This is a genomic window from Streptomyces glaucosporus, from assembly GCF_039533345.1.
Taxonomy (GTDB): domain Bacteria; phylum Actinomycetota; class Actinomycetes; order Streptomycetales; family Streptomycetaceae; genus Streptomyces; species Streptomyces glaucosporus.
On the sequence record NZ_BAAATJ010000007.1, the window covers coordinates 111,348 to 130,575 of the forward strand.

Here is a 19,228-nt window from a genome sequence, read left to right on the forward strand (position 1 = left end):
CCCGGCCGCCTCCGACAAGCGAGGAGACCGTCAAGTGATCAAGGTCGTACGCGGCAACCCGACCCCTGAGGAGCTGGCCGCCGCCCTGGCGGTGGTGCGGACGCGTGCGGCGGCGCTGGCGGCCTCGGGAGCCGCCGCGGCCGCCTCCGAGCGGCTCTCGGAGTGGTCCGACCCGGCCCGCACCGTGCCCGGCCGGCGCCTGCCCCACCCGGGGCCGGGGGCGTGGCGGACGACGTACTGGCCCTGCTGAGCCGGGCGGCGCGGCCCCGGTCCCGTCCGGGCTCCGGCGGAGGAGGGCCGGGCGGCCGGGGCGCCTGAGTACGGGTACTCAGGCGTCCCGGCCGTCCTCTGCCGCAGGATCGGTTCCATGCTCTGGTCCGATCCAGCCGACGAACCCCCCGAGGAGCTGCGCTCCGCCCAGGCCAGACTCCGCCGTACCGGCTGGTTGCTCGCCGTCGCCATGGTCGCGGTCTTCCTGCTGCTGTGACGGCTCCGCCGCGGGGCGCCGTCCGCGTTCTTCCTAGGATGGGCCCCATGGCCCACGACACCGTTCCCGGCTCCCCCGGCACCTCTCCCGGCACCTCTCCCGGATCCGCCTCCGGGCGCCGCCTCGTCCTCGCCTCCCAGTCCCCCGCCCGGCTCGGGCTGCTGCGCCGGGCCGGACTGGCTCCCGAGGTGATCGTCAGCGGGGTGGACGAGGACGCTGTCACCGCTCCCACTCCGGCGGAGCTGGCCCTGCGGCTGGCCGAGGCGAAGGCCGCGGCCGTGGCGGAGCGCCCCCAGGCCGCCGGCGCGCTCGTGATCGGCTGCGACTCGGTGCTGGAGCTGGACGGGCGGCCGCTGGGCAAGCCCGCGGACGCCGAGGAGGCCACCGCCCGCTGGAAGGCCATGCGCGGGCGGGCGGGCGTCCTGGTCACCGGGCACTGCGTGGTCGACGCGGCCGACGGCCGCCGCGTCTCCGCGACCGCCGCCACCACCGTCCGCTTCGGCGAACCGAGCGACGAGGAGATCGCGGCCTACGTCGCCTGCGGGGAGCCGCTGCACGTCGCCGGGGCCTTCACCCTGGACGGCCGGTCGGCGCCCTTCGTCGACGGCATCGACGGCGACCCCGGCAACGTCATCGGGCTCTCGCTGCCGCTGCTGCGCCGCCTGCTGGCCGAACTGGGCGTGGGCATCACGGAGTTGTGGGCCTGAGGGGCGGCTCGCCCGCGGCGGGCGCGGCGGCGGGGCGCAGAAGACCAGGGACAGCACGGCGAGCCCCGGCACGGCCATCAGGCCCGCGAACACCGTCCAGCTCACCAGGGCGGCGGTGACCGCGCCGAGCACACCGTCCACGACGGCCGCGCAGACGAGCAGGACGCGGGCCGGCCGGTCAGGGCCGCGCGGAGCAGCAGGGCGCCGCACAGCACCAGGTGGACGCCGAGGACCGCGCCGCAGGTCCGTGCCGAGGCCGCCACCAGGTGCGGGCCGAGTCCGTCCAGGGACATCTCCTGACGGTCGGCCATGACTCCGACGGCCCAGAACAGCACTCCGATGCCGACGGCTTCCAGCACGAGCACCACGGCCGTCGCCAGGGCCACCGGTCGTCCGCGCGCCATGGCGTCCCGCCCCCCTGCCGTCCCGTGGAGGACGCGCCCGTCCGGTGCGTCCTCTGCGACGGCGCGCATGCTACTAGCGGGTAACAAAGGGGGAAAGCCCCCGCGCACGGGCAAAGATTCACCCCGCCGTTCGTAGGAATCCCACAAATACGCCGCAGCCCACGCGGCGTTCAGGGACAGTAACCTTGACCACACCGGAGATCTCCCGCCGCACCGGAGAACCCGGCGTAACGTGTACCCGCACGGGATTCGAGCCCCGGCCGAGCGCCAGGGGTCACATTCCGTGTGGGCAAGCTCACCCCCCAGGGCGACTCGGCGTGCGATGTCGCCGATACCTAAACTCACCTTGTTTCAAGGAGGGAGTCATCGTGCGCAAGGTGCTCATCGCCAATCGCGGTGAAATCGCTGTCCGCGTCGCCCGTGCCTGTCGGGACGCCGGGATCGCGAGCGTGGCCGTCTACGCCGATCCGGACCGGGACGCGCTGCACGTCCGGGTGGCGGACGAGGCTTTCGCGCTGGGCGGTGACACCCCCGCCACCAGCTACCTGGACATCTCCAAGGTGCTCAAGGCCGCCGCCGACTCCGGCGCGGACGCCGTCCACCCCGGATACGGCTTCCTGTCGGAGAACGCCGAGTTCGCCCAGGCCGTCATCGACGCCGGGCTGATCTGGATCGGCCCGCCGCCGCAGGCGATCCGCGACCTGGGCGACAAGGTCGCCGCCCGGCACATCGCCCAGCGGGCCGGCGCCCCGCTGGTGGCCGGCACCCCGGACCCGGTCTCCGGGGCCGACGAGGTGGTGGCCTTCGCCCGCGAGCACGGCCTGCCGATCGCCATCAAGGCCGCCTTCGGCGGCGGCGGACGCGGCCTGAAGGTCGCCCGCACCCTGGAGGAGGTCCCCGAGCTGTACGAGTCGGCCGTCCGCGAGGCGGTGGCCGCCTTCGGCCGCGGCGAGTGCTTCGTCGAGCGGTACCTGGACCGCCCCCGGCACGTGGAGACCCAGTGCCTGGCCGACAAGCACGGCAACGTCGTGGTGGTCTCCACCCGCGACTGCTCCCTCCAGCGGCGCCACCAGAAGCTGGTGGAGGAGGCCCCCGCGCCGTTCCTGACGGCCGAGCAGAACGCCGAGCTGTACCGCGCGTCCAAGGCCATCCTGAAGGAGGCCGGCTACGTCGGCGCCGGCACCTGCGAGTTCCTGGTCGGCCAGGACGGCACGATCTCCTTCCTGGAGGTCAACACCCGCCTCCAGGTGGAGCACCCGGTCACCGAGGAGGTCACCGGCATCGACCTGGTGCGCGAGATGTTCCGCATCGCCGACGGCGAGCCGCTGGGCTACGACGACCCGCCGCTGCGCGGCCACTCCTTCGAGTTCCGCATCAACGGCGAGGACCCCGGCCGCAACTTCCTGCCCGCCCCCGGCACGGTCACGAAGTTCGACCCGCCCGCCGGTCCGGGCGTGCGCCTGGACGCCGGGGTGGAGTCCGGGTCCGTCATCGGCCCCGCCTGGGACTCGCTGCTGGCCAAGCTGATCGTCACCGGCGCCACCCGGCAGCAGGCCCTCCAGCGCGCCGCCCGCGCCCTGGACGAGTTCACCGTCGAGGGCATGGCCACCGCCCTGCCCTTCCACCGCAAGGTGGTCCGCGACCCGGCGTTCGCCCCCGAGGTCAACGGCCGCCCCGAGGGCCCGTTCGACGTCCACACCCGGTGGATCGAGACCGAGTTCACCAACGACATCGCCCCGTTCGCGAACCCGGCCGCCGTGGAGGCCGAGGAGGACGAGCCCGGCCGGGAGACCGTGGTGGTCGAGGTCGGCGGCAAGCGCCTGGAGGTCTCCCTGCCCGCCTCGCTGGGCATGACGCTGGCCCGCACCGCCGCGGCCGGCGGCGCCCGCCCCAAGCGGCGCGCGGCCAAGAAGTCCGGCCCGGCCGTCACCGGCGACACCCTGGCCTCCCCGATGCAGGGCACGATCGTGAAGGTCGCGGTCGAGGAGGGCCAGGAGGTCGCCGAGGGCGACCTGATCGTGGTGCTGGAGGCGATGAAGATGGAGCAGCCCATCAACGCCCACCGCTCCGGCACCGTCAAGGGCCTGACCGCGGAGGTCGGCGCGTCCATCAGCTCCGGCGCCCCCATCTGCGAGATCAAGGACTGACCCCGGCCCCACCGGGAAGCCACCGGGGGCGGGACGGCGCGCTGCCGTCCCGCCCCCGTTCGCATCCCCTCGGTGGCGGCCTTCGGGGACCGTCCTCAGTGGCGGCGCGGGGCCAGGTCCGCGATCCGGCCCGGCGGCTGCCCCTCGCCCTGCGCGGCCAGGGGAGCCGCGCGCAGTTGCGCACCGCCTCCGCCGCCGTGCGGGTGCCGTCCGCGCTGCCCGGGCAGCGGCACCTCGCGGCGGGACTGCCGCAGCGCGTCCGGGCCGGCGGCCTGGGCGTTCCCGTCCTCCTGGCCCCCCTGGCCGGGTGCCGCGCCCCGTCCCGCGCCGGCCACCGTGATCCGGACGCCCTGGTCCGCCAGGGCCTGGAGCTCGGCCGCCGCCCGCTCCTCCTGCGGCGGCGGCTCGTCGGTCACCAGGTGGGTGATGAGCTCCGGCGGGACCGTCTGGAACATCGTGTCGACGCCCAGCTTGGTGTGGTCGGCCAGGACGACGACCTCCGCCGCGGCCTGGACCAGCGCGCGGTCCACGCTCGCCGAGAGCATGTTGGAGGTGGACAGGCCGCGCTCGGCCGTCAGCCCGCTGCCGGAGAGGAAGGCGCGCGAGACCCGCAGTCCCTGCAGGGACTGCTCGGCGCCGCTGCCGACCAGCGCGTAGTTGGAGCCGCGCAGGGTGCCTCCGGTCATCACCACCTCGACGCGGTTGGCGTGCGCCAGCGCCTGCGCCACCAGCAGGGAGTTGGTGACCACCGTCAGGCCGGGGACGCGGGCGAGGCGCCGCGCCAGCTCCTGCGTGGTCGTCCCGGCGCCGACGACGACGGCCTCGCCCTCCTCGACGAGGCCGGCGGCGAGGTCGGCGATGGCCGTCTTCTCCGCGGTCGCCAGATGGGCCTTCTGGGGGAAGCCGGACTCCCGTGTGAAGCCGCCGGGCAGCACCGCGCCTCCGTGCCGGCGGTCCAGCAGCCCTTCGGCCTCCAGCGCCCGGACATCGCGCCGTACGGTCACTTCGGAGGTCTGGACGACGCGTGCCAGTTCCCGGAGCGAGACCGCCCCGTTGGCGCGCACCATTTCGAGGATCAGTTGGCGACGTTCTGCAGCGAACACGAAACCGACAGTAACGCGGACGACCATCTGCTTTCAGCTGTTTCCGCTGAATAGCGGAAGTTGTCCGTACGCGCGCCCCTGTCGTGGTATATGCGACCGGTCCGGCGAACCGGACCGGTCGTCAGCTCCCCTCGGCGGCCTTCCGCGTCTGGAGCTGCCGCGCCACCTCGGCGATCGACCCCGACAGGGACGGGTAGACGGTGAAGGTGTTCGCGATCTGCTCGACCGTCAGGTTGTTGTCGACCGCTATGGCGATCGGGTGGATCAGCTCGCTGGCGCGCGGCGCCACGACCACGCCGCCGACCACGATGCCCGTGCCGGGTCGGCAGAACAGCTTCACGAAGCCGTCCCGGATGCCCTGCATCTTGGCGCGCGCGTTGCGCAGCAGCGGCAGCTTCACGGCCCGGGCGTCGATCCGGCCGCCGTCCACGTCGGCCTGCGTGTAGCCGACGGTGGCGATCTCCGGGTCGGTGAAGACGTTCGCCGAGACCGTCTTGAGGTTCAGCGGCGCGACCGGCTCGCCCAGGAAGTGGTACATCGCGATCCGGCCCTGCATGGCCGCGACCGAGGCGAGCGCGAAGACGCCCGTGCAGTCCCCGGCCGCGTAGATGCCCGGAGCGGTCGTACGGGAGACCCGGTCGGTCCAGATGTGACCGGAGTCCCTCAGTTTGACGCCGGCCTCCTCCAGGCCCAGGCCGGCGGTGTTGGGGACCGCCCCGACGGCCATCAGGCAGTGGCTGCCGGTGATGACCCGGCCGTCCGAGAGGGTGACCTCCACCCGGTCCCCCACCCGCTTGGCCGAGGCCGCCCGGGAGCGGGACATGACGTTCATGCCGCGGCGGCGGAAGACCTCCTCCAGCACGGCCGCCGCGTCCGGGTCCTCGCCCGGCAGCACGCGGTCGCGCGAGGAGACGAGCGTCACCCGGGAGCCGAGCGCCTGGTAGGCGCCCGCGAACTCGGCGCCGGTGACGCCGGAGCCGACCACGATCAGCTCCTCGGGCTGCTCCTCCAGGTCGTACACCTGGGTCCAGTTCAGGATGCGCTCGCCGTCCGGCCTGGCGTCGGGGAGCTCGCGCGGGTGGCCGCCGGTGGCGATGAGCACGGCGTCGGCGGTCAGCCTCTCCTCGCCGCCGTCCGGCGTCTCCACCACGACCTCGCGGGTGCCGTCCGGCCCCTGCTGCGGCTCCAGCCGGCCGCGGCCGCGCAGCACGCGGGCGCCCGCGCGGGTGACGGCGGCGGTGATGTCGTGCGACTGGGCGAGCGCGAGGCGCTTGACGCGCCGGTTGACCTTGCCCAGGTCCACGCCGACGACCCGGGCGGGCCGCTCCGGGTCGGGGGTGCCGTCCTCGACGATGATGCCCAGCTCCTCGTAGGAGGAGTCGAAGTTCGTCATCACCTCGGCCGTGGCGATGAGCGTCTTGGAGGGCACGCAGTCGGTCAGTACCGACGCTCCGCCCAGACCGTCCCGGTCGACGACGGTCACGTCCGCTCCGAGCTGGGCGGCCACCAGCGCCGCCTCGTATCCGCCCGGTCCACCACCGATGATCACGATCCGAGTCACGTCCTCCAGTCTCGCACGGGCCGTCCACCCACCGGACACCCCCCGCCGGACCGTTCGGTCCGGCTTGCCCGGGAGGCGGCCGCGGCCGGCGCTACCCTTTCGTCCCATGTCGCTCTACGCCGCCTACGCCGGAAACCTCGACGCCCGGCTGATGTCCCGCCGCGCCCCGCACTCCCCGCTGCGCGGCACCGGGTGGCTCAGCGGGTGGCGGCTCACCTTCGGCGGCGAGCAGATGGGCTGGGACGGGGCGCTGGCCACCCTCGTGGAGGACCCCGTCTCGGCGGTCTTCGTGGCGCTGTACGACATCGCGCCGATGGACGAGGACTCCCTGGACCGCTGGGAGGGGGTCGGCATGGGCGTCTACCGCCGCGTCCGGGTGCGGGTGCACACCCTGGACGGCGACGAGACGGCGTGGTGCTACGTGCTCAACGGCTACGAGGGCGGCCTGCCCTCGGCCCGCTACCTGGGCGAGATCGCCGACGCCGCGGAGTCCGCGGGGGCTCCCCACGACTATGTGACGGAGCTGCGCAAGCGCCCCTGCTGACCGCGGTCCGGCCGTCCGGAAACCGGTTCCGGAAGTCCGGATGGAGCGCTCCCACCCCTCCCGTCTACGCGCGTAGGCAAAGACCGGCTACCCTCGTCCGCGTGAACGCATCTGCCACCACGGACTACTCGGGCGACCCGTACGCCGCCGCCGACGCCGCAGCTGCCCGCCTGCGCGAACTGACCGGCGCGCAGAGCCACGACGTCGCCCTGGTCATGGGCTCGGGCTGGGTGCCGGCCGCCGACGCGCTCGGCGAGCCGGACCACGAGTTCCCGGTCACCGACCTGCCCGGCTTCCCGCCCCCGGCCGTCGAGGGCCACGCGGGGAAGGTCCGCTCGTACCGCATCGGCGACAAGCGCGCGCTGGTCTTCCTCGGCCGTACGCACCTGTACGAGGGCCGCGGTGTCGCGCCCGTCGCCCACGGAGTCCGCTCGGCCGTCGCCGCGGGCTGCAAGACCGTCGTGCTCACCAACGGCTGCGGCGGCCTGCGCCCCGGAATGCGTCCCGGCCAGCCGGTCCTCATCCGCGACCACATCAACCTGACCGGCGTCTCGCCGATCGTCGGCGCCAACTTCGTCGACCTGACCGACCTGTACTCGCCGCGGCTGCGCACCCTGTGCCAGGAGGTGGACCCCACCCTGGAGGAGGGCGTCTACGTCCAGTTCCCCGGCCCCCACTACGAGACGCCCGCCGAGATCGGCATGGTCCGGGCGATCGGCGGGGACCTGGTCGGCATGTCCACGGTCCTGGAGGCGATCGCGGCCCGCGAGGCGGGGGCCGAGGTGCTGGGGATCTCCCTGGTCACCAACCTGGCCGCGGGCATGACGGGCGAGCCGCTGAACCACGAGGAGGTCCTCCAGGCGGGCCGCGACTCGGCCGCCCGGATGGGCGCCCTCCTGGCGAGGGTCCTCGGGCGCATCTGACCCGGCACGCGCCCCGGACCGCCGCCCCGCGTCCGGCGACGGGCCGCCGGGCGGCATCCGGAGGCGTTCCCGGGTACCCGTGGGTGGCAGGCGCCGCGCCCGCCCGGCGCGCGGGAGCGGCGGCGAAGCACGGGCGGGCGCTGGGGTCCCGCCCGTGAGGCGACACGTAGAAGCGGAGACAACCGTGACAACCGTGCACGAGGAACTGACCGCCCGGGCGCGGTCCTGGCTGGCCGAGGACCCGGACCCGGAGACCCGGGAGGAACTGGCCGGACTCGTCGACTCCGGGGACCTCGACGAACTGGCCGCCCGTTTCTCCGGCACCCTCCGGTTCGGCACCGCCGGGCTGCGCGGGGAACTGGGCGCCGGGCCGATGCGGATGAACCGCGCGGTCGTCATCCGGGCCGCCGCCGGGCTCGCGGCGTACCTCCGCAAGCACGGGCACGACGGCGGCCTGGTCGTCATCGGGTACGACGCGCGGCACAAGAGCGCCGACTTCGCGCGCGACACCGCCGCCGTGATGACCGGCGCCGGCCTGCGGGCGGCCCTGCTGCCCCGGCCCCTGCCCACCCCCGTGCTGGCCTTCGCCGTCCGCCGGCTGGACGCCGTCGCGGGCGTCATGGTCACCGCGAGCCACAACCCGCCCCGCGACAACGGCTACAAGGTGTACCTGGGCGGGGGCTCCCAGATCGTGCCGCCCGCCGACGCGGAGATCGCCGACGAGATCGCCTCCATCGGCTCGCTCGCCGACGTCCCGCGCGCCGAGTCGGGCTGGGACGTCCTCGGCGAGGAGGTCGTCGAGGCCTATCTGGACCGGGCGGTCACCGTCCTCACCCCGGGCTCCCCCCGGGACGTGCGGGTCGTCCACACCGCCCTGCACGGGGTGGGCGGGGCCACCCTGGCCGCCGCCTTCGGGCGCGCGGGCTTCCCCGCCCCCGTGCCCGTCGCCGAGCAGGCCGAACCCGACCCCGGCTTCCCCACCGTCGCCTTCCCCAACCCCGAGGAGCCCGGGGCGATGGACCTGGCCTTCGCCACGGCCGCCGCCCACCGGGCGGAGGGCGTGGACCTGATCATCGCCAACGACCCCGACGCCGACCGCTGCGCGGTGGCGGTCCCCGATCCCGGCGCCGACACGGGCTGGCGGATGCTGCGCGGCGACGAGGTGGGGGCGCTGCTGGCCACCCACCTGGTGCACAAGCGGGCGCGGGGCGCCTTCGCCACCACGGTCGTCTCGTCCTCCCTGCTGTCGCGGATCGCGGCCGAGGCGGGCCTGCCGTACACCGAGACGCTGACCGGCTTCAAGTGGCTCGCCGGCGTGGACGGCCTGCGCTACGCCTACGAGGAGGCGCTGGGCTACTGCGTGGACCCCGAGGGCGTCCGGGACAAGGACGGCATCACGGCCGCGCTGCTCGTCGCCGAGCTGGCCGCGGAGCTGAAGGAGTCCGGCCGCACCCTGACCGAGCTGCTGGACGACATCGCGGCCCGCTACGGCCTGCACGCCACCGACCAGCTCTCGGTGCGGGTGGCGGACCTGTCGCTGATCGAGGCGGCGATGCGCCGGCTGCGCGCCACACCGCCCGTCTCGCTGGCCGGCCTCACCGTGACCTCCGCGGAGGACCTGAGCCGGGGCGGCGCCCTCCCGCCGACCGACGCGCTCCGCTACCGGCTGGCCGGCGACTCCCGGCGGGGGATCTCCGGGGCCCGGGTCGTCGTCCGCCCCAGCGGCACGGAACCGAAGCTGAAGTGCTACCTGGAGGTGGTCGTCCCCGTCGCGGACGCCTCGGACCTGTCCGCGGCCCGCGCCACCGCGGACTGGGCACTGGGGGCGCTCAGGGCGGACCTGGCCGCCGCGGTGGGCATCTGACCGGCGGCCGCCGGGGCCGTCAGCCCAGGAACAGCAGGCAGAGCAGGGCGATCCCGCCGGCCGCCGCGGGGACCAGGATCTCGTAGGCCCAGCGGACGGCGGGGGCGCCCTGCGCCGCCTCGTCGGAGGCGTGGCGCTCGGCCAGGGCGCGGATCTCCTCGACCGCCTGGTCGGCCTGGGCCCGGTGGACCGCCGCGGGGACGCCCGGGGCGGGGCCGGCGCCGGGCGCGGCCGGGGAGGATCCCGGGCCGCCGCTCCTGCGCAGGGCCTTCTTGCGCTGGCGCAGCGAGACCGGGATCGCCCACAGCTGGTACTTCCTGCCGTCGGCGAGGACCTCGCTGGAGTACGCGGCCCGCACGCCGTCGACCGACGCCCACGGCAGCGTGATGGTGCGGAAGGGGTTGCGCACCCGCAGCCGCCCGCGGTCGGCGAAGACCGCGGGCCGCAGGGAGAAGGCGGTGATCAGCGGCGTGAGGAAGACCAGCCAGGCCAGGGAGAGCCATCGGATCCGGCCCTCTCCGTTGACGATTCCCTCGCCGGCCATCAGCAGGACCAGCAACAGCAGCAGTGAGCCTCCCACCATCCCCGAGGCGGAGCGGTAGGTGTGGTCGGCCTGTCCGGGCTGCTCGCTCGTCATGCCCCCGATTCTGCCCGATGCCGCCCGGGGCGCGTCCGGCCGGTCGCGCCCCGTCCCCTTCCCGCCGCCGGCCCGGGCCGTGGCCCCGGCCGGGAGGGGAGGGAACGGGAGGGGGTGACATTCCGCTACGCGCGTAGATATGCTCGTCTGGTGACCATGCCTGCCACGTCTCCCACCACGACCGCCGCACCACCCCCCGCGCCGCTCCCCGCGCTCGCGGACGCCACCGCGTCCGACGCCGCGCTGCGCCGCTTCCTGCACGGCCTGCCGGGGGTCGACGCGGTCGGCCTCGAAGCCCGCGCCGCCGCGCTCGGCACCCGCTCGATCAAGACCACGGCGAAGGCGTTCGCCATCGACCTCGCCATCTCCATGATCGACCTGACGACCCTGGAAGGCGCCGACACCCCGGGCAAGGTGCGGGCCCTGTGCGCCAAGGGCGTCCACCCCGACCCCACCGACCGCACCACCCCGAAGGTCGCCGCGATCTGCGTCTACCCGGACATGGTGGCCACCGCCCGGCAGGCCCTGGACGCCGCCGGGGGCCGGGACGTCCACGTGGCCTCCGTCGCCACGGCCTTCCCCGCCGGCCGCGCCGCCCTGCCGGTGAAGCTGGCCGACACCCGCGACGCGGTGGCCGCCGGAGCCGACGAGATCGACATGGTCATCGACCGCGGCGCCTTCCTCTCCGGCCGCTACATGCAGGTCTTCGAGGAGATCAGGGCCGTGAAGGAGGCGTGCGCCCGGCCCGGCGGCGACGACGCCCACCTGAAGGTGATCTTCGAGAACGGCGAGCTGGCCACGTACGACAACGTCCGCCGCGCCTCCTGGCTGGCGATGCTCGCCGGGGCGGACTTCATCAAGACCTCCACCGGCAAGGTGGCGGTCAACGCCACGCCGGCGAACACGCTGGTGATGCTGGAGGCCGTGCGCGACTTCCGCGCCGCCGGCGGCCCCCAGGTCGGCGTCAAGCCCGCGGGCGGCATCCGCACCGCCAAGGACGCGATCAAGTACCTGGTGCTGGTCAACGAGACCCTCGGCGACGACTGGCTGCACCCCGACTGGTTCCGCTTCGGCGCCTCCAGTCTCCTCAACGACCTGCTGATGCAGCGCCAGAAGCTGACCACCGGGCGCTACTCCGGCCCCGACTACGTGACGGTGGACTGAATCCGATGAGCCCCATCTTCGAGTACGCACCCGCGCCCGAGTCCCGCGCGGTCGTGGACATCGCGCCCTCCTACGGCCTGTTCGTCGACGGCGAGTTCCGCGAGGCCGCCGACGGCCGGGTCTTCAAGACGGTCTCGCCGTCCACCGAGGAGGTCCTGTCGGAGGTCGCCCACGCGGGCGCCGAGGACGTGGACGCCGCCGTGGCCGCCGCCCGCCGCGCCTTCGGGCCGTGGTCGGCGCTGCCCGGCTCCGAGCGCGCCAAGTACCTGTTCCGGATCGCCCGGATCATCCAGGAGCGCTCGCGCGAGCTGGCCGTCCTGGAGACCCTGGACAACGGCAAGCCGATCCGCGAGACCCGCGACGCCGACCTGCCACTGGTCGCCGCGCACTTCTTCTACTACGCGGGCTGGGCCGACAAGCTCTCCCACGCCGGCTTCGGGCCCGACCCGCGCCCGCTGGGCGTGGCGGGCCAGGTCATCCCCTGGAACTTCCCGCTGCTGATGCTCGCCTGGAAGGTCGCCCCGGCGCTGGCCTGCGGCAACACCGTCGTCCTCAAGCCCGCCGAGACGACGCCGCTGTCCGCCCTGTTCTTCGCCGACGTCTGCCGTCAGGCCGGGCTGCCCCGGGGCGTGGTCAACATCCTCACCGGCGACGGCTCCACGGGCGCCGCGCTGGTGGCGCACGAGGGCGTCGACAAGGTGGCCTTCACCGGCTCGACGGCCGTCGGCCGGCAGATCGCCCGCACGGTCGCGGGCACCCGCAAGAAGCTCACCCTGGAGCTGGGCGGCAAGGGCGCCAACATCGTCTTCGACGACGCGCCGATCGACCAGGCCGTCGAGGGCATCGTCAACGGCATCTACTTCAACCAGGGCCAGGTCTGCTGCGCGGGCTCCCGGCTGCTGGTCCAGGAGTCGGTGCACGACGAGCTGATGGAGGCGCTCAAGCGCCGCCTGTCCACCCTGCGGGTCGGCGACCCGCTGGACAAGAACACCGACATCGGCGCGATCAACTCCGCCGAGCAGCTCGCCCGCATCACCGAGCTCGCCGACAGCGGCGAGGCCGAGGGCGCCGAACGCTGGGCGCCGGCCTGCGAACTGCCCGACCGCGGCTGGTGGTTCGCGCCGACCGTCTTCACGAACGTCACCCAGGCGCACCGGATCGCCCGCGAGGAGATCTTCGGCCCCGTGCTGTCGGTGCTGACCTTCCGCACCCCGGACGAGGCCGTGGCCAAGGCCAACAACTCGCAGTACGGCCTGTCCGCGGGCGTGTGGACGGAGAAGGGGTCGCGCATCCTGGCGATGGCCGACAGGCTCCGGGCCGGCGTCGTGTGGGCCAACACGTTCAACAAGTTCGACCCGACCTCGCCCTTCGGCGGCTACAAGGAGTCGGGCTTCGGCCGCGAGGGCGGTCGTCACGGTCTGGAGGCGTACCTCGATGTCTGACAGCACCGCCGGAACGCGGCTGAGCGTTCTCAAGACCTACAAGCTGTTCGTCGGGGGGAAGTTCCCCCGGTCCGAGAGCGGACGGGTGTACGAGGTGACCGACACGCGCGGCAACTGGCTGGCGAACGCTCCGCTGGCCTCCCGCAAGGACGCCCGGGACGCGGTGGTCGCGGCCCGCAAGGCGTTCGGCGGCTGGTCCGGGGCGACGGCCTACAACCGCGGCCAGATCCTCTACCGGATCGCCGAGATGCTGGAGGGCCGCCGCGACCAGTTCGCCGCGGAGGTCGCCGCCGCCGAGGGGCTGTCGAGGGCGAAGGCCGCCGCCCAGGTGGACGCGGCCGTGGACCGCTGGGTGTGGTACGCGGGCTGGTCGGACAAGGTGGCCCAGGTGGCGGGCGGCGCCAACCCGGTCGCCGGCCCGTACTTCAACCTCTCCACCCCCGAGCCCACCGGCGTGGTCGCCGTCGTGGCCCCGCAGGAGTCGTCCTTCCTGGGGCTGGTCTCGGTGGTCGCCCCGGTGATCGTCACCGGCAACACCGCCGTGGTGGTGGCCAGTGAGCGGGCGCCGCTCCCCGCGCTCTCCCTGGCCGAGGTGCTGGCCACCTCCGACCTGCCGGGCGGCGTGGTCAACGTCCTCTCCGGGCGGACGGCCGAGATCGCCGCCCCGCTCGCCGCCCACCAGGACGTCAACGCCGTCGACCTGGCGGGCGCGGACCCGGAGCTGGCGAAGGAGCTGGAGACGGCCGCCGCGGAGAACCTCAAGCGGGTGCTGCGGCCGGGGGCCGGCGGAGCGGACTGGTCCGCCGATCCCGGCATGAAGCGGATACTGGCGTTCCTGGAGACCAAGACCGTCTGGCACCCCATCGGCGTCTGACGGCCCGCCGGCCGTGCCGCGGCTCCCGGTGCTTCCCGGGTGCCGCGGCACGGCCGGTTCCGTCCGTCATCCGGGCAGCAGTCCCGTCACCGTGCCCACGGCGGGCAGGGTGCGCAGGGTGCCGCCGTTGGAGAGCGGCGCCGTGACCGGCTCGGTGGACACCCCCTTGAAGTCGGCGACCTGGGCGCCCACCGTGTTGCTCAGCGGGTCCACCGGGGTGCCGCCCAGCGGGTGGAGCGGCTGGTCCTTGGCCGGACGCAGCGCACCGGCCGTCGCGATCCCCGTCGCGTCCAGCGCGCTCGCCCCGCCCTCCAGCGCCTTCTCCGGGTCCGGCTGCGGCCCGGTGGCCGAGAGGCCGACGGCGGAGCCGGACACGGGGAGGGCCGGGGCGGCGGACGCCGCGGCCGCGCCCGAGATCACCGCGGCCCCCGCCGCGGAGACGGCCAGCCCGGCCCGCAGCAGGGCGCGGGGGAGGCCCCTTCCGGCCGTGCGCGTCTGCCTCGTCCGTGCGTGGCGGCGGTGCTGAGCGGTCATGGGACACCTACCCGATGAGTCTGTGTGCGTGATCGTACGGTGACGCAGCGTATATGAAGGCGCCGTCACACGCACACGCGCGCAACTCCCCTCGCGGATCACGGACAATGGTGTCCCGTGACCTCCGCCGACACCGCCCGCGTGATCCTGCTGACCGGTCCCTCCGGCTCCGGGAAGTCCTCGCTCGCAGCCCGCACGGGGCTGCCCGTCCTGCGCCTGGACGACTTCTACAAGGAGGCCGGCGACCCGTCGCTGCCCCTGCTGCCCGGGAGCGGCCTGGTGGACTGGGACGATCCCGCCTCCTGGGACGCCGAGGCCGCGGTGGCGGCGATCACCGCCCTGTGCGAGCACGGCCGCGCGGCCGTGCCGGTGTACGACATCTCCGTGAGCGCGCGCGTCGGCGAGGACGTGCTGGACCTGCGCGGCGCGCGCCTGTTCGTCGCCGAGGGGATCTTCGCCGCCGAAGTCGCCCGCCGCTGCCGCGAGTCGGGGCTGCTGGCCGACACGCTGTGCCTGCGCGGGCGCCCCGTCACGACCTTCCGGCGGCGGCTGGTCCGCGACGTGCGCGAGGGCCGCAAGTCGCTGCCCGTCCTGGTGCGCCGCGGCTGGTTCCTGATGCGCAGGGAGAGCGCGATCGTCGCGCACCACGTCTCCCTGGGCGCCCACGCCTGCGGCCGTGACGAGGCCCTGGCGCGGATCGCGGCCCTGGACGCGTCCCCGGCGGTGCGGGTGCCGGCCCCGCGCGACGCGCTCGGAAGGCCCGCCGCGCGCAGGTGAACGCGCACAGGCGAAGGAGCGGGCCCGACCGGACCCCCCGGCCGGCCGGACCCGCTCCCGTCCTCCCCCGTGATCCCCCGTTCTCTCCCCCGTGATCCCCCGTCCCCGGCGGCCCGTCAGGCGACCAGCTCGCCGAAGCTCTCCTCCAGGTCCCGGCCGTGGCTGAGCGCCTCGTCGTCGCGCAGCCGGCGCAGGGAGCGCCAGATGCTGCTCTTGACCGTGCCGACGCTGATGCCCAGGATGTCGGCGATCTCCGGGTCGGTGCGGCCCTCGTAGTAGCGCAGGACCAGCATGGTGCGCTGGAGTTCGGGAAGCCGCGCCAGCGCCTGCCACAGGACCGCGCGCAGTTCGGTGCCGCGCATGGCGTCGTTCTCGCCCGCCGACTCGGGGAGTTCCTCGGTCGGGTACTCGTTGAGCCTGCGGCGGCGCCAGGCGCTGATGTGCAGGTTGGTCATGGTGCGGCGGAGGTATCCGCCGACGGCCGCCTTGTCGCTGATCCTGTCCCAGGCGCGGTAGGTGGAGAACAGCGCGCTCTGGAGCAGGTCCTCGGCCTCGTGGCGGTCCCCCGTCAGGTGGTAGGCGGTGGCGTAGAGGGAGGCGCGGCGCTCCTGCACGTAGGCGGTGAACTCCGCCTCCGACACGCTCCGGCGCCGCTCCCCCGGTGCCTCCCCGTACGCGTCCTCCCCCTGCCGGCCGTTCCCCCCGGCCGGCTCCTCCACGGCGGCGATGTACGCCGGCCGCCGGCGCCCGGTGCCGCGGACGCAGGCCCGCGTCCCCAGGGCACCGGACTTCTCCCCGCCCCGGTCGGGAACCGCGGGGGTGTGCAGGCGCGTGTCGACAACTGCGCTGGTGGTGTTGCGGTGCAGTGCGTTCATCTCGCGCCCCCCTCGTGGAGCCAACCGGTGCGTTGCTCGTGGCGAATACATTGCCGCGGCAGTTTCATGGCGAAGTCCGCCGTCTGTCACAGGGCTGTCACAGGACCCGGACGGCCGTGACCCGCCCCGGAAACGGCCTCCGTGTACATGCCACTCGAAGGGCGGGCGGGCGATGCGCCAGAATGGCGCACGTGCCTTTCCTGTTGCTGATCGAGGACGACGAAGCCGTCCGTACGGCCCTGGAGATGGGTCTGACCCGGCAGGGCCACCGTGTGGTGACCGCGGCCTCGGGTGAGGACGGCCTCAAACTGCTGCGCGAACAGCGCCCGGACCTGATCGTGCTGGACGTCATGCTGCCCGGCATCGACGGCTTCGAGGTGTGCCGCCGCATCCGGCGCACGGACCAGCTCCCGATCGTCCTGCTGACCGCGCGCAGCGACGACATCGACGTCGTGGTCGGCCTGGAGTCGGGCGCGGACGACTACGTGGTCAAGCCCGTGCAGGTGCGGGTGCTGGACGCCCGCATCCGCGCGGTGATGCGGCGCGGCGAGCGCGAGGCGAGCGACTCGGCGGTCTTCGGGTCGCTGGTCGTCGACCGCTCCGCGATGACCGTCACCAAGAACGGCAGGGACCTCCAGCTCACCCCCACCGAACTGCGGCTGCTGCTGGAGCTCAGCCGCCGCCCCGGGCAGGCTCTGTCCCGGCAGCAACTGCTGCGGCTGGTGTGGGAGCACGACTACCTGGGCGACTCCCGCCTGGTCGACGCGTGCGTCCAGCGGCTGCGCGCGAAGGTCGAGGACGTGCCCTCCTCCCCGACGCTGATCCGCACGGTGCGGGGCGTCGGCTACCGGCTGGACCCCCCGGCGTGACGCCCCCCGGCGCGAGACGCGCCCGCGGGGCCGCCGCGGCACGTCCGGCGCGGCCGTCCGCGGCCTCCCCGGCGTCCGCGATATCCGTGCCCGCCTCCGGCGGGCGGCGAGGCGCACCAGGAGAGGCACCGTGAGCGCGACCCCCGGCAGAGTCATGGAGTCCCTGCGGCTGACCAGCCTGCGGATGCGGCTCGTGGTGGTCTTCGCGCTGGTCGCGCTGATCGCCGCGACGGCCGCGTCCGGCATCGCGTACTGGATCAACCGCGACGCCGTCCTCACCCGGGCGCAGAACGCCGCGCTCAACGACTTCCGCGAGTCGCTGGGCGACCACGCCGACTCCCTCCCGCACCGGCCGGCGTGCGACGCGCTGCGCGGCGCGGCCGGCGCCATGTCCGGCAGCACCCAGCGCTACGAGGTCGTCCTGACCGGCCGGCAGGGCGACGGCACGGCGTGCGAGGCGGCGTCCGACCCCCGTTTCACCCTGGACGACGTGCCCGTGGAACTGCGCACCGCGGTGCACAGGAAGCGCCGGGTCGACGCGTCCAACTCCGCCCCGTACCACCTGTACTGGCAGCGGGTCACCCTGCGGGGCGAACCGTACCTGGTGGGCGGCGCGACCGTGATCGGCGGCGGGCCGACGGGCTACATGTTCAAGTCGCTGGCGCCCGAGCGGGACGACCTCAGCTCCCTGGCCTGGTCGCTGGGCATCGCCACCGCGCTGGCGCTGATCGGCTCCGCCCTGCTGGCGCAGGCCGCCGCCACGACGGTGCTGAGGCCCGTGCAGCGGCTGGGGGAGGCGGCGCGGCGGCTGGGCGAGGGGAAGCTGGACACCCGGCTGCGGGTGTCGGGGACCGACGAACTCGCCGAACTGTCGCGGACGTTCAACGGCGCCGCCGAGGCCCTGGAGAAGCGGGTGGCGGAACTGAGCGCCCGCGAGGAGTCCAGCCGCCGTTTCGTCGCGGACATGTCCCACGAGCTGCGGACGCCGCTGACCGCGATCACCGCGGTGACGGAGGTGCTGGAGGACGAGATCGACTCCCTCGACCCCATGATCGCGCCCGCGGTCACGCTGGTGGTCAGCGAGACCCGGCGGCTGAACGACCTCGTGGAGAACCTGATGGAGGTCACCCGCTTCGACGCGGGCACCGCCCGCCTGGTGCTCGACGACGTCGACGTCGCCGACCAGGTGACGGCCTGCATCGACGCCCGCGCGTGGCTGGACGCGGTCGAGCTCGACGCCGACCGCGGCGTCATGGCGCGGCTCGACCCGCGGCGGCTGGACGTGATCCTGGCCAATCTGATCGGCAACGCGCTCAAGCACGGCGGTTCCCCGGTCCGGGTGTCGGTGCGCACGGACCGGTCGGCCGCCGGCGAGGACGAGCTGGTGATCCGGGTCGCCGACCACGGACCGGGCATCCCCGAGGAGGTGCTCCCGCACGTCTTCGACCGCTTCTACAAGGCGAGCGCGTCCCGGCCCCGCTCGGAGGGCAGCGGGCTCGGGCTGTCGATCGCCCAGGAGAACGCGCACATCCACGGGGGCCGGATCACCGCGGAGAACGCGCCCGGAGGCGGCGCGGTCTTCACCCTGCGGCTGCCGCGCGACGCGAGCCGGGTCGCGCGGGACGGGGACGGCGTCCGGGCGGACGCCGGGACCGACGAGGAGAACGAACGATGACCACCGCGCGCCGCACCGTCCGCACGGTCGCCGCCGTGCTCGCCGCCCTCGCGATCGGCGGGTGCGGCATCCGGTCGACGCCCGTGCCGGTGGACGCCGGGCCGGCGCCGTCCCGGGCGTCGTGCACGCCGCCCGCCCCGGACGGGGAGCGGGCCGGCGGCGGGACCGTACTGGCCGTCTTCCTCGTCTGCGGCGGCGAGGTGATCGCGGTGGAGCGCGCCGTGCCCCTGGAGGAGCCCCCCGGGGAGGAGACGGGCCGGGACGCGCGGCTGCGGACGGCCCGGGCGCTGCTGGAGGAGTTGCGCGAGGCCCCGTCCCGGGCCGAGGACGAGGCCGGCTTCGGCAGCGCCGTCCCCGGGGACCTGGAGGTCGGCGGTCCGTCCGGGGGAGATCCCAAGGAGGCGCTGCGGCTCGACCGGGACCCCGGCGGACTGCCGCCCTTCGCCCTGGCCCAGGTCGTGTGCACGTTCGCGGGCACGGCCGCCACCGGGCGGGACGGCACGGTGACGCTCGGCGGGCCCGCGCGGGACGGCGACGGCGGGGGGCTGCTGGAGTACTCGTGCACCCGCGCTCTGCGCGGCGACCCCGAGGCGGCGAGGACGGCGGGCACCCCCCTCCCGGAGTGACCCGGCACACCCGGC

At 74.5% G+C, this 19,228-nt stretch carries 20 protein-coding genes; 14 read left to right on the forward strand and 6 right to left on the reverse strand.

Annotated features, from left to right (window positions below; genetic code table 11):
* Positions 1 to 34 precede the first annotated feature (34 nt).
* The 3 genes from ABD358_RS10720 to ABD358_RS10725 all read left to right on the forward strand — a co-directional run bounded on the left by ABD358_RS10720 (position 35) and on the right by ABD358_RS10725 (position 1,194).
* Entirely contained in the window at positions 35 to 250 is a 216-nt protein-coding gene (locus tag ABD358_RS10720; RefSeq protein WP_344630680.1) for an acyl-CoA carboxylase subunit epsilon, read from the forward strand.
* A gap of 117 nt (positions 251 to 367) precedes the next feature.
* Positions 368 to 487, forward strand: coding sequence for a morphogenic membrane protein MmpB (gene mmpB / locus ABD358_RS28415; RefSeq protein WP_425576293.1), 120 nt, complete (start codon positions 368 to 370; stop codon positions 485 to 487).
* 47 nt (positions 488 to 534) lie between these two features.
* Positions 535 to 1,194, forward strand: coding sequence for a Maf family protein (locus ABD358_RS10725; RefSeq protein WP_344630681.1), 660 nt, complete (start codon positions 535 to 537; stop codon positions 1,192 to 1,194).
* Between the two features lie 101 nt (positions 1,195 to 1,295).
* Here ABD358_RS10725 and ABD358_RS10730 read toward each other — a convergent pair whose 3' ends face one another.
* Positions 1,296 to 1,667 (reverse strand): hypothetical protein, encoded by a 372-nt coding sequence (locus ABD358_RS10730; RefSeq protein WP_344630682.1) that lies wholly within the window; start codon positions 1,665 to 1,667, stop codon positions 1,296 to 1,298.
* A 299-nt stretch (positions 1,668 to 1,966) separates the two neighbouring features.
* On the opposite strand from ABD358_RS10730, the gene ABD358_RS10735 reads away from it, so the two are divergent.
* Positions 1,967 to 3,745 carry an acetyl/propionyl/methylcrotonyl-CoA carboxylase subunit alpha gene (locus tag ABD358_RS10735; protein ID WP_344630683.1) on the forward strand — a complete coding sequence of 593 codons (1,779 nt, stop codon included), beginning with the start codon at positions 1,967 to 1,969 and terminating at the stop codon, positions 3,743 to 3,745.
* 95 nt (positions 3,746 to 3,840) lie between these two features.
* Here ABD358_RS10735 and ABD358_RS10740 read toward each other — a convergent pair whose 3' ends face one another.
* Entirely contained in the window at positions 3,841 to 4,812 is a 972-nt protein-coding gene (locus tag ABD358_RS10740) for a DeoR/GlpR family DNA-binding transcription regulator (RefSeq protein ID WP_425576297.1), read from the reverse strand.
* A gap of 157 nt (positions 4,813 to 4,969) precedes the next feature.
* Entirely contained in the window at positions 4,970 to 6,418 is a 1,449-nt protein-coding gene (locus ABD358_RS10745; protein ID WP_344630766.1) for an NAD(P)H-quinone dehydrogenase, read from the reverse strand.
* 97 nt (positions 6,419 to 6,515) lie between these two features.
* Between ABD358_RS10745 and ABD358_RS10750 the strand changes: the two genes are divergently transcribed.
* The 3 genes from ABD358_RS10750 to ABD358_RS10760 all read left to right on the forward strand — a co-directional run bounded on the left by ABD358_RS10750 (position 6,516) and on the right by ABD358_RS10760 (position 9,740).
* Positions 6,516 to 6,953 (forward strand): gamma-glutamylcyclotransferase, encoded by a 438-nt coding sequence (locus tag ABD358_RS10750; protein WP_344630685.1) that lies wholly within the window; start codon positions 6,516 to 6,518, stop codon positions 6,951 to 6,953.
* 101 nt (positions 6,954 to 7,054) lie between these two features.
* Entirely contained in the window at positions 7,055 to 7,876 is an 822-nt protein-coding gene (locus tag ABD358_RS10755) for a purine-nucleoside phosphorylase (protein ID WP_344630686.1), read from the forward strand.
* 184 nt (positions 7,877 to 8,060) lie between these two features.
* Entirely contained in the window at positions 8,061 to 9,740 is a 1,680-nt protein-coding gene (locus ABD358_RS10760) for a phospho-sugar mutase (RefSeq protein ID WP_344630687.1), read from the forward strand.
* Between the two features lie 19 nt (positions 9,741 to 9,759).
* Here ABD358_RS10760 and ABD358_RS10765 read toward each other — a convergent pair whose 3' ends face one another.
* Positions 9,760 to 10,377 (reverse strand): PH domain-containing protein, encoded by a 618-nt coding sequence (locus tag ABD358_RS10765; RefSeq protein WP_344630688.1) that lies wholly within the window; start codon positions 10,375 to 10,377, stop codon positions 9,760 to 9,762.
* A 156-nt stretch (positions 10,378 to 10,533) separates the two neighbouring features.
* Here ABD358_RS10765 and deoC point away from each other — a divergent pair, with 156 nt between their 5' ends.
* From deoC to ABD358_RS10780, 3 genes are read left to right on the forward strand one after another with little or no spacing between them, the layout of a single operon-like run.
* Positions 10,534 to 11,541: a deoxyribose-phosphate aldolase gene (gene deoC, locus ABD358_RS10770; RefSeq protein WP_344630767.1), complete on the forward strand. Its 1,008-nt coding sequence runs from the start codon at positions 10,534 to 10,536 to the stop codon at positions 11,539 to 11,541.
* A gap of 5 nt (positions 11,542 to 11,546) precedes the next feature.
* On the forward strand, positions 11,547 to 12,983 hold the full coding sequence (locus ABD358_RS10775; RefSeq protein ID WP_344630689.1) for an aldehyde dehydrogenase family protein: 1,437 nt from the start codon (positions 11,547 to 11,549) through the stop codon (positions 12,981 to 12,983).
* Positions 12,976 to 13,857 (forward strand): aldehyde dehydrogenase family protein, encoded by an 882-nt coding sequence (locus tag ABD358_RS10780; protein WP_344630690.1) that lies wholly within the window; start codon positions 12,976 to 12,978, stop codon positions 13,855 to 13,857. Before ABD358_RS10775 ends, ABD358_RS10780 begins: the two co-directional genes overlap by 8 nt.
* 66 nt (positions 13,858 to 13,923) lie before the next feature.
* On the opposite strand, the gene ABD358_RS10785 is transcribed toward ABD358_RS10780, so the two are convergent.
* Positions 13,924 to 14,391, reverse strand: a complete 468-nt coding sequence (locus ABD358_RS10785; protein ID WP_344630691.1) for a hypothetical protein — start codon at positions 14,389 to 14,391, stop codon at positions 13,924 to 13,926.
* Positions 14,392 to 14,508: 117 nt separating this feature from the next.
* On the opposite strand from ABD358_RS10785, the gene ABD358_RS10790 reads away from it, so the two are divergent.
* Positions 14,509 to 15,168, forward strand: coding sequence for an ATP-binding protein (locus tag ABD358_RS10790; RefSeq protein ID WP_344630692.1), 660 nt, complete (start codon positions 14,509 to 14,511; stop codon positions 15,166 to 15,168).
* A gap of 116 nt (positions 15,169 to 15,284) precedes the next feature.
* Here the strand turns inward: ABD358_RS10790 and ABD358_RS10795 are convergent, their stop codons facing one another.
* Positions 15,285 to 16,043: a SigE family RNA polymerase sigma factor gene (locus ABD358_RS10795; protein ID WP_344630693.1), complete on the reverse strand. Its 759-nt coding sequence runs from the start codon at positions 16,041 to 16,043 to the stop codon at positions 15,285 to 15,287.
* 191 nt (positions 16,044 to 16,234) lie between these two features.
* On the opposite strand from ABD358_RS10795, the gene ABD358_RS10800 reads away from it, so the two are divergent.
* From ABD358_RS10800 to ABD358_RS10810, 3 genes are all read left to right on the forward strand, one after another.
* Complete coding sequence (locus ABD358_RS10800; protein WP_344630694.1) at positions 16,235 to 16,912, forward strand: response regulator; 678 nt, start codon at positions 16,235 to 16,237, stop codon at positions 16,910 to 16,912.
* Between the two features lie 154 nt (positions 16,913 to 17,066).
* A complete protein-coding gene (locus tag ABD358_RS10805; protein WP_344630768.1) occupies positions 17,067 to 18,587 on the forward strand; it encodes an ATP-binding protein in 1,521 nt (506 codons plus the stop codon).
* Positions 18,584 to 19,213 (forward strand): hypothetical protein, encoded by a 630-nt coding sequence (locus ABD358_RS10810; protein WP_344630695.1) that lies wholly within the window; start codon positions 18,584 to 18,586, stop codon positions 19,211 to 19,213. Before ABD358_RS10805 ends, ABD358_RS10810 begins: the two co-directional genes overlap by 4 nt.
* The last annotated feature ends 15 nt before the right edge of the window (positions 19,214 to 19,228 follow it).

Bases quoted from the DNA above. Each gene is read 5' to 3' on its own strand.
- ABD358_RS10795 (WP_344630693.1), bottom strand. From the start codon at position 16,043: ATGAACGCACTGCACCGCAACACCACCAGCGCAGTTGTCGACACGCGC.
- ABD358_RS10805 (WP_344630768.1), top strand. From the start codon at position 17,067: ATGGAGTCCCTGCGGCTGACCAGCCTGCGGATGCGGCTCGTGGTGGTC.
- ABD358_RS10775 (WP_344630689.1), top strand. From the start codon at position 11,547: ATGAGCCCCATCTTCGAGTACGCACCCGCGCCCGAGTCCCGCGCGGTC.
- ABD358_RS10810 (WP_344630695.1), top strand. From the start codon at position 18,584: ATGACCACCGCGCGCCGCACCGTCCGCACGGTCGCCGCCGTGCTCGCC.
- deoC (WP_344630767.1), top strand. From the start codon at position 10,534: ATGCCTGCCACGTCTCCCACCACGACCGCCGCACCACCCCCCGCGCCG.
- ABD358_RS10765 (WP_344630688.1), bottom strand. From the start codon at position 10,377: ATGACGAGCGAGCAGCCCGGACAGGCCGACCACACCTACCGCTCCGCC.
- ABD358_RS10750 (WP_344630685.1), top strand. From the start codon at position 6,516: ATGTCGCTCTACGCCGCCTACGCCGGAAACCTCGACGCCCGGCTGATG.
- ABD358_RS10785 (WP_344630691.1), bottom strand. From the start codon at position 14,391: ATGACCGCTCAGCACCGCCGCCACGCACGGACGAGGCAGACGCGCACG.
- ABD358_RS10780 (WP_344630690.1), top strand. From the start codon at position 12,976: ATGTCTGACAGCACCGCCGGAACGCGGCTGAGCGTTCTCAAGACCTAC.
- ABD358_RS10740 (WP_425576297.1), bottom strand. From the start codon at position 4,812: ATGGTGCGCGCCAACGGGGCGGTCTCGCTCCGGGAACTGGCACGCGTC.
- mmpB (WP_425576293.1), top strand. From the start codon at position 368: ATGCTCTGGTCCGATCCAGCCGACGAACCCCCCGAGGAGCTGCGCTCC.
- ABD358_RS10725 (WP_344630681.1), top strand. From the start codon at position 535: ATGGCCCACGACACCGTTCCCGGCTCCCCCGGCACCTCTCCCGGCACC.
- ABD358_RS10730 (WP_344630682.1), bottom strand. From the start codon at position 1,667: ATGCGCGCCGTCGCAGAGGACGCACCGGACGGGCGCGTCCTCCACGGG.